8 protein-coding genes and 1 pseudogene are annotated in these 7,425 nt (G+C 63.9%); all 9 read left to right on the top strand.

What is annotated here, in order from left to right; genetic code table 11:
* Positions 1-449 precede the first annotated feature (449 nt).
* The 9 genes and pseudogenes from ACDP63_RS23675 (at position 450) to ACDP63_RS23715 (ending at position 7,169) form a co-directional block, all read left to right on the top strand.
* Positions 450-959: a DUF2924 domain-containing protein gene (locus tag ACDP63_RS23675; protein ID WP_409928749.1), complete on the top strand. Its 510-nt coding sequence runs from the start codon at positions 450-452 to the stop codon at positions 957-959.
* Positions 956-2,290 carry a recombinase family protein gene (locus tag ACDP63_RS23680; RefSeq protein WP_409928750.1) on the top strand — a complete coding sequence of 445 codons (1,335 nt, stop codon included), beginning with the start codon at positions 956-958 and terminating at the stop codon, positions 2,288-2,290. The genes ACDP63_RS23675 and ACDP63_RS23680 overlap by 4 nt, the downstream gene beginning before the upstream one ends.
* The gene (locus ACDP63_RS23685; protein WP_409928751.1) at positions 2,287-2,670 is read left to right on the top strand and encodes a hypothetical protein; all 384 of its coding nucleotides are present in this window, start codon (positions 2,287-2,289) and stop codon (positions 2,668-2,670) included. The genes ACDP63_RS23680 and ACDP63_RS23685 overlap by 4 nt, the downstream gene beginning before the upstream one ends.
* Before the next feature lie 216 nt (positions 2,671-2,886).
* Positions 2,887-3,408 carry a hypothetical protein gene (locus tag ACDP63_RS23690; RefSeq protein ID WP_409928752.1) on the top strand — a complete coding sequence of 174 codons (522 nt, stop codon included), beginning with the start codon at positions 2,887-2,889 and terminating at the stop codon, positions 3,406-3,408.
* A 578-nt stretch (positions 3,409-3,986) separates the two neighbouring features.
* Positions 3,987-4,756 (top strand): IS5 family transposase gene (locus ACDP63_RS23695; RefSeq protein WP_310455579.1). Its coding sequence is split into 2 segments (ribosomal slippage): positions 3,987-4,323 and positions 4,323-4,756, totalling 771 coding nucleotides; the frame shifts between segments, so codons are not numbered across the junction.
* 58 nt (positions 4,757-4,814) lie between these two features.
* A pseudogene (trxA, locus tag ACDP63_RS23700) lies at positions 4,815-5,678 on the top strand (thioredoxin).
* A gap of 27 nt (positions 5,679-5,705) precedes the next feature.
* Positions 5,706-6,347 (top strand): LON peptidase substrate-binding domain-containing protein, encoded by a 642-nt coding sequence (locus ACDP63_RS23705; protein ID WP_310455577.1) that lies wholly within the window; start codon positions 5,706-5,708, stop codon positions 6,345-6,347.
* Positions 6,344-6,526 (top strand): Trm112 family protein, encoded by a 183-nt coding sequence (locus ACDP63_RS23710; protein ID WP_310455575.1) that lies wholly within the window; start codon positions 6,344-6,346, stop codon positions 6,524-6,526. The genes ACDP63_RS23705 and ACDP63_RS23710 overlap by 4 nt, the downstream gene beginning before the upstream one ends.
* 349 nt (positions 6,527-6,875) lie before the next feature.
* Positions 6,876-7,169: a hypothetical protein gene (locus ACDP63_RS23715; RefSeq protein ID WP_409928753.1), complete on the top strand. Its 294-nt coding sequence runs from the start codon at positions 6,876-6,878 to the stop codon at positions 7,167-7,169.
* Positions 7,170-7,425 lie beyond the last annotated feature (256 nt).

The raw sequence follows: 7,425 nt of genomic DNA on the forward strand, positions 1-7,425 counted from the left end.
TCCCTGCTGTCGCAGAAAGGGAAAAGGTGGACGACTTTTACGCCGCCCGCAGCAGCTCCATGCCGCCGCTTCCGTGGCCTAATTTCTCACCGCCGTTCTCACTGACGAACGGCTTCGCTCTACTTCTAATGATTCCGCCGAAACGCGATAAGTCATTGAATCTAATTGCATATCTTCGTTTTGCGACTACCGTTTCGCCAATCATCTTCTGTTGCGAACGGTCTCATGCAAGACGCCCGATCCGGTCCGAACCCTCTGTTGCCCGTCCGTCTGTCGGCGGGCGAACGCCTCGATGAACTCGCGCAGATTCTTGCCGCGGGGCTGAGGCGTATCCTGCCGGAACAGTCCAGTTCTTTATCTGCACCTGGCGAAGACAGTTCATTCGACATTCTCGCCCTCAAACGCCGTGTTGGTCGTCGCAAACCGAGCAACCGAGTTGGAGGGCAATAATGCCAGGAACAAAGAGAAAGACTGACGCTGCGCCATGGCAACCGGGCAACGGCGATGCGGCGGACGCGAGCGTGGTCACGCAGCTTGCAGCGCTGAAGCGAATGACGGTGGTCGAGCTGAAGGCGAAGTGGGAAAGCCTCTTCGGCACGCCTGCACCGAACAACAGCCGTAGTTACCTTGAGCTGAGGCTTGGCTACCGGATCCAGGAACTGACCCTCGGCGGGCTGGCCCGCGAAACGCGGCGGACGCTGGAACTGCTGGCGGACGAAATCGAGGGCCGGGTCGGGCGCAAGACGATCATCGCGGATCCCCGCAACCCGGTGGTCGGCACCCGCCTCGTGCGTGAATGGGATGGGGTGGAGCACACCGTCACGGTGATGAAGGACGGCTTCGACTGGCAGGGGCGCAAGTTCAAGTCGCTGTCGGCGGTGGCGCGGGCGATCACCGGCACGCAGTGGAACGGCTACCGATTCTTCGGCCTACGTGAGGCCCGGAGGGACGATCTATGAGCCGTCAGGAAGCCGTCGCGATCATGCCGCGCCGCCAGCGCTGCGCCATCTATACCCGCAAGTCGAGCGAGGAAGGGCTCGACATGGAGTTCAACAGCCTCGACGCCCAGCGCGAGGCTTGCGAGGCCTTCGTGACGAGCCAGAAGGCGGAAGGCTGGGCCACCATTCGCGAACGCTACGACGATGGCGGCTTCTCCGGTGGCACGCTGGAGCGCCCTGGCTTGAAGCGTCTCATTCAGGACGTCGAAGCCGGTCTGATCGATGTGATCGTGGTCTACAAGATCGACCGGCTGTCGCGCTCGCTGATGGACTTCGCCAAGTTGGTCGAGATCTTCGACCGCAATCAGGTGACCTTCGTTTCGGTCACGCAGTCGTTCAACACCACGACCTCGATGGGCCGCCTGACCCTGAACATCCTCCTCAGCTTCGCGCAGTTCGAGCGGGAGGTGATCGGCGAGCGCATCCGCGACAAGGTCGCGGCATCCCGCAAGCGCGGCATGTGGATGGGCGGTCACGTCCCGCTGGGCTACGACGTGCGTGACCGCAAGCTGGTGGTCAACGAGGCCGAGGCCGCGACGGTCCGGATGATCTTCGAGCGGTTCGTCGCCATCGGCTCCGCCACGACGCTGGCGAAAGCGCTCGCGGCTGAAGGCGTGCTGAACAAGCGCGGCAAGCCGATCGACAAGGGCTTCCTCTACAAACTGATCAACAACCGGGTCTACCTTGGTGAAGCCGTGCACAAGGGCACGGCCTATCCCGGCGAGCACGAGGCCATCATCGATCAGGCCCTCTGGGACAAGGTTCACAGCATCCTGCAGGAGAGCCCGCGCCTGCGGGCGAAGAACACCCGCCGCCAGACGCCGGCCCTGCTGAAAGGGATCATCTTCACCGAGACGGGCACAGCGATGACGCCGACGGCGACGAAGAAGGGCACGCGCCTCTACCGCTACTACGCGTCGATGGACCTGATCCGAAACCGCCCCACCGGCGAGACTTCCGGCCCGCTGCGCTTGCCCGCCGGCATGGTCGAGGACGCCGTCGTCGGCGAAATCCGCCGTATGATCCGCGCGCCCGAGATCGCGGCGCGGACGATCAAGGCCCTTCGCGAAGAGAGTCCGACTGTCGATGAGAAGGCGGTCGTCCAGACGCTCGGCGAGTTCGATCAGCTCTGGGCGGCGCTCTATCCGGCGGAGCAGACCCGCATCGTCCAGCTTCTGGTCGAGCGGGTGACCGTCGGCGAAGACGGCATCGCCGTAGATCTGCGCCATGAGGGGCTGGGCTCGGTCCTACGGGAAATGATGGCCCCCCGCCAGACGGAGGCCCACGCATGACCGACTCGACGAACACCATCCGGGTCGTCATCCCCCTGACGATCCGCAAACGCAATGGGCGGCCGAAGATCTTGCCGCCCGACGAGGTAACCTTACGGGATGGGCGGGCGCAGGATCCGCATGTGCTGCGCGCCATCGCCCGCGCTTGGAACTGGCGGCGGCAGCTGGAATCCGGTGCCGCTTCCACCATTCAGGATATCGCCGCGGCCGAAAAGGTCTCCGACCGGTTCGTGAGCCGCATGATGCGGCTCGCCTATCTGTCGCCGGAGGTGCTCGAACACCTCGTCATCAGGCGCGTACCGCCGGCGCTTTCGCTGAACGACCTTGTCGCTGTCGCCGACCGACCATGGGCGGAGCAGATGCGGCGCGTTTTCGATTGAGCCGACCGCGCTTGGAGGGATGGCGCACGTAACGCCGTCAAGGCATAAAGAACGGGTCGCACTCGAACAGTGAGCCGTCGCTTCATGTCTCTTGCTAAAAGACCGCCGCCTGCCGTTGACGAGAAAAAGGTCCGCGCTCTACTCGAAGCCTACGCGTGCCCGGTTCCGTTTCACGAAGTCAGAACACGATTCCTGGGAAATATTGCGACGCCATCTATGTCGGCCTCGCCGATCGCCGTCGTGAAGAACCTGTGGGGCGGCGAACTTCCCGAGTTCGAATGCCTCGATGCAGTCAACGAGCTGATCGGCGTGCTCGTAAATGGCCTCTGGAACTCCCTCACGCGTCACCAGAGGCGCAGCGAGCCCTTCCGCCTGGTTCGACCCACGGTGCAGGAAAGCAGGGTCGGGCTCGCAGGATTGGCGCTGATACGTCGGCAGGAACTCGACGGGTTCGTCGAGGGGCTTTTCAACGGCGCGGAAGTCCTCGACCTGCCACAGAAGGCATCCGCCTCGCTCGACATCCTCGGTGAGATGCGCGCCCTATTCGCTGGCATCCACGAGGTCGCCAGCGATGCCGCCAAGCCTGCGGAGTCATCCGAAATCGCCACGACGATGAAGCACCTGCGGGAAATGACCCGGATCGCGGATACCGAGATTAATCGCGTCGTTCTGGACTGCACACGCGCTCGGCGGCAGCTGATGGGCACGGTAGGCACGGCCAAGCCGACACGCCATTGAGGGTGTGTGGGTTTACCCAGACGCTCGCATCGAAACACAGCACTATGCCCACCACGGGCTGTCTCTCTCGGCCCGCCTGCCGACGCAAGCGCCGGAAACCCATCAGGTGGAGCCATAAGCCAGGCGATTGAGAAAACTGTGCTTTCATTGACCGAACCGGACCCAACTACGTTCGCTCGGTTAGAGACGGAGGGCCGTGCAGAGACGGAAATTGGACCCGGCGCCAGTCTCCGAGGTTCGGCTGCCTCGGCTAAACGCCTTTGAAACAAAAAGAAAAAGGCCCCCAACGGGAGCCTCATCTCGGGTTCGCTACAAGATAATGGCGGAGGGGATGGGCCTGACGTCGAACCTTCTCCACCCTAAGTCATTGATTTTAAATGACGCGCCTCAGTCCACAGCCGAGCTTCACTCAGCGGCTGGCATAGTTTGCTACGCCCACAACGCTGAACGACAAGAGCCGCGATGCTCTCATAAGCTGTTGTCGATCGCCCGAGCTCGCGGCTAGGGTCAGGACCCATTGATCTGCTTGAGGCTGCCGTTGCTGCGTGATTCAAGGCCCCGAACTGACGGGGGTGACGATGAGCAATCTTTACTGGCTGACGGACGAGCAGATGGAGCGGCTGAGGCCGTTTTTCCCGAAGAGCCATGGCAAGCCCAGGGTTGATGATCGGCGGGTTCTGAGCGGGATAATCTTCATCAATCGCAATGGCTTGCGATGGTGCGATGCGCCTCGGGAGTATGGACCGCCCAAGACCCTCTACAACCGCTGGAAGCGGTGGGGCGACATGGGGGTGTTTGCCCGGATGATGGAGGGTCTGGCCGCCGAAGGCACCGAGCACAAGACCATCATGATCGATGCGACCTACCTGAAGGCGCACCGCACGGCTTCGAGCCTGCGGGCGAAAAAGGGGGGCCCGACGACCAGCGCGGGCGTCTGATCGGGCGCACGAAGGGTGGCTTGAACACCAAGCTGCACGCCGTCACGGACGCCAAGGGTCGTCCGCTGAAGTTCTTCATGACCGCAGGACAGGTCAGCGACTATACCGGTGCCGCCGCCCTGCTGGGCAGTCTGCCAGCCGCCGACTGGATGATCGCAGACCGGGGTTATGACGCCGATTGGTTCCGGGATGCGTTGAAAGACAAGGGGATACGCCCCTGCATCCCCGGCCGGAAGTCGCGCGGCAAAGCCGTCCGTTACGACAAGCGGCGCTATCGCCGCCGCAACCGGATCGAGATCATGTTCGGCCGGTTGAAGGACTGGCGCAGGGTCGCCACCCGTTACGACAGGTGCGCCAAGACCTTCCTCTCCGCCGTCGCCCTCGCCGCAACCGTCATGTTCTGGCTTTGACAATCAATGAGTCTAGAGCCTAGGACTTGGCGAACCCACCGCAGCCCCCGCTGGCGACCTGATCAAGGACGGCACCGAGGCGACGTTCATGGCCGACGTGGTCGAAGCCAGCCGCGACGTGCCGGTGATCGTGGATTTCTGGGCCACGTGGTGCGGCCCGTGCAAACAGCTTGGCCCGGCGCTGGAGGCCGCGGTGACCGCCGCCAAGGGCAAGGTGCGCATGGTCAAGATTGACGTCGATCGCAACCAGGCCATCGCGGCGCAGATGCGCATCCAGTCGATCCCGACGGTCTACGCCTTCTTCCAGGGCCAGCCGGTCGATGGCTTCCAGGGTGCGCTGCCGGCCTCCGAGGTGAAGAAGTTCGTCGACAAACTGGCGGCCATGGCCGGCGACGGTGGGCTGGCCGATGCCCTCGCCGCGGCCGAAGAGATGCTGGAGCAGGGCGCGCTGGCCGATGCCTCGGAAACCTTTGCCGCCATCCTCGGCGAAGAGCCGGAGAACGCTGCTGCCTATGCGGGCCTCGTGCGCTGCCATCTGGCGGCCGGCAATCTGGATCAGGCCGAGGCCTTCGCCACTGCCGCGCCCGCTGCGGTCGCCAAGTCCAAGGAGCTTTAGGCAGCCAAGGCGCAGATCGAACTGGCCCGGCAGGCGGCCAACGCCGGCCCCGAGGCCGAGTTGCGCGCGGCGGTCGACGCCGACCCCGCCAACCATCAGGCCCGCTTCGACCTTGCCGTGGCGCTGAACGCGGCCGGCAAGACCGAAGAGGCCGTGGATCAGCTGCTGGAACTGTTCCGGCGGGACCGCGAATGGAACGACGGCGCGGCCAAGGCGCAGCTGATGACCATCTTCGAGGCGCTGAAGCCGCAGGATCCCATCGTCCTGAAAGGCCGTCGCCGCCTGTCGTCGATGATCTTTGCCTGATCGTCCGGGCGGACTAGATTACCTCCCATGATCCGGCCCGCTGACCTTCCCGAGACGATCCCGGTCTTCCCGCTTCCCGGGGCGCTCTTGCTGCCCCGGGGCCGGTTGCCGCTGCATATCTTCGAGCCACGCTACCTGGCGATGGTCGAGGATTGCCTGAAGACCAAGACCCGCCTGATCGGCATGGTGCAACCGCGCGAGACGCCGGGCGGCGAAACCCGCCTGCAATCCATCGGTTGCGTCGGCCGGCTGACCTCGTTCTCGGAAACCGAGGACGGGCGCTACATGATCACGCTTTACGGCATCAGCCGGTTCCGGATTCGTGAAGAGGTTCAGGGCTTTACCCCCTATCGCCGCTGCGCGGTCGACTGGGCCTCCTTCACCCGCGACCTTGGTCAGGCCGAAGAGGACCCGCGCTTTGACCGCCCGGCATTTCTGGAGCTTCTGGCACGGTTCTTCACCGCCGAGGGGCTTTCGGCCGATTGGGACAGCCTGAAAGAGGCCGAGACCGAGTTGCTGATCAACTCGCTGTCCATGCTGTCGCCCTTCTCGCCCGAGGACAAACAGGCCCTGCTTGAGGCGCCCGACCTGGGCACCCGGCGCGAAACGCTGGTGACGTTGATCGAATTTGCCCTGCGGGGCGGCAGCGCGGACGAGGTGTTGCAATGACCGGTGTCGTCGTTCCCGACCGCCGCATGCTTGAGGCGCTGGTCTGCCCGGTCACCCATGCCGTCCTGACCTGGGATGCCGACCGGCAGGAACTGATCTCCAAGGCCGCGCATCTGGCCTTTCCGGTGCGCGATGGCATCCCGGTGATGCTGGTCTCCGAAGCCCGCCCGCTGGACTGACCGGGGCGATTCCCCGCGCTTTCCGACGATTCCGCAATCTGGCAGTCCAGACTGGCACGCGGCATGCTCTCTGCGCCCAGCAAGGACAATATGTCGCATGACAGGCTTTTGGCGGGCCGACTGCCAAACTGTCAGAAACGCCGTCCGGTAAGATCGTGCATTTCGGACGTATCCTTGCGGCGCCTGCCAAACTGGCACCTCTCCAGCGGGCTTCTTCCTGTCTAACCCACAGAAAACACTGACATTTATCCCAGCACTTTGTTAGCATTCCGGCTGGCGGAGCGCTCTGCTCTCGGTTGCAGATGCAGCCGGTGAACCGGGAGTGCTCCGAATTTGACTGGGGGAAGCCATGCGCCATCCGACGATCCTGCTGACCGCTTGCCTGTCCGTCTGGGCCAGCACGGCGCCCGGGCAGGATCTTCCGGTGGCGGGAACGGCGCCGTGGGAACGGCCTGCTGGCGCCCCGGTCATCGCCGAGATGGTCAAGGATGCGGCCTGGTATGCGCTGGCACTTACCGGCGTGGACCAGCCCTATCCGGCCAGCCTGCGCTTCCTGGAAGACCAGGGCGCCTGGTTCTCGCCTTTCACCCATCCGGGCATGACCGGCCCGTACGACATCCGCCACTGGCATGGCGGTGAATGATCCCGGCCCTTTCGGACTGGGGTGGCAAGGGGTTCCCGCAAGCGTTCGGGACCTGGAACAAGAGAGAGGAGTATTAGGGATGAGGAAATCGATGAAGGTCGGACTGGCTGCGATCCTGTGCGCCAGCGCCATCGTCTCGGTCGCATCCGCAGAGGGCATGTCCGGGATGGACGGCATGAGCGGCATGGACGGCATGGGCGGCATGTCCGGAATGGACGGCATGGGCGGCATGTCGGGCATGGATGGCATGTCCGGG

Source organism: Paracoccus sp. P2 (genome assembly GCF_046335115.1).
In the GTDB taxonomy this organism is placed as follows: Bacteria; Pseudomonadota; Alphaproteobacteria; order Rhodobacterales; family Rhodobacteraceae; genus Paracoccus; species Paracoccus pantotrophus.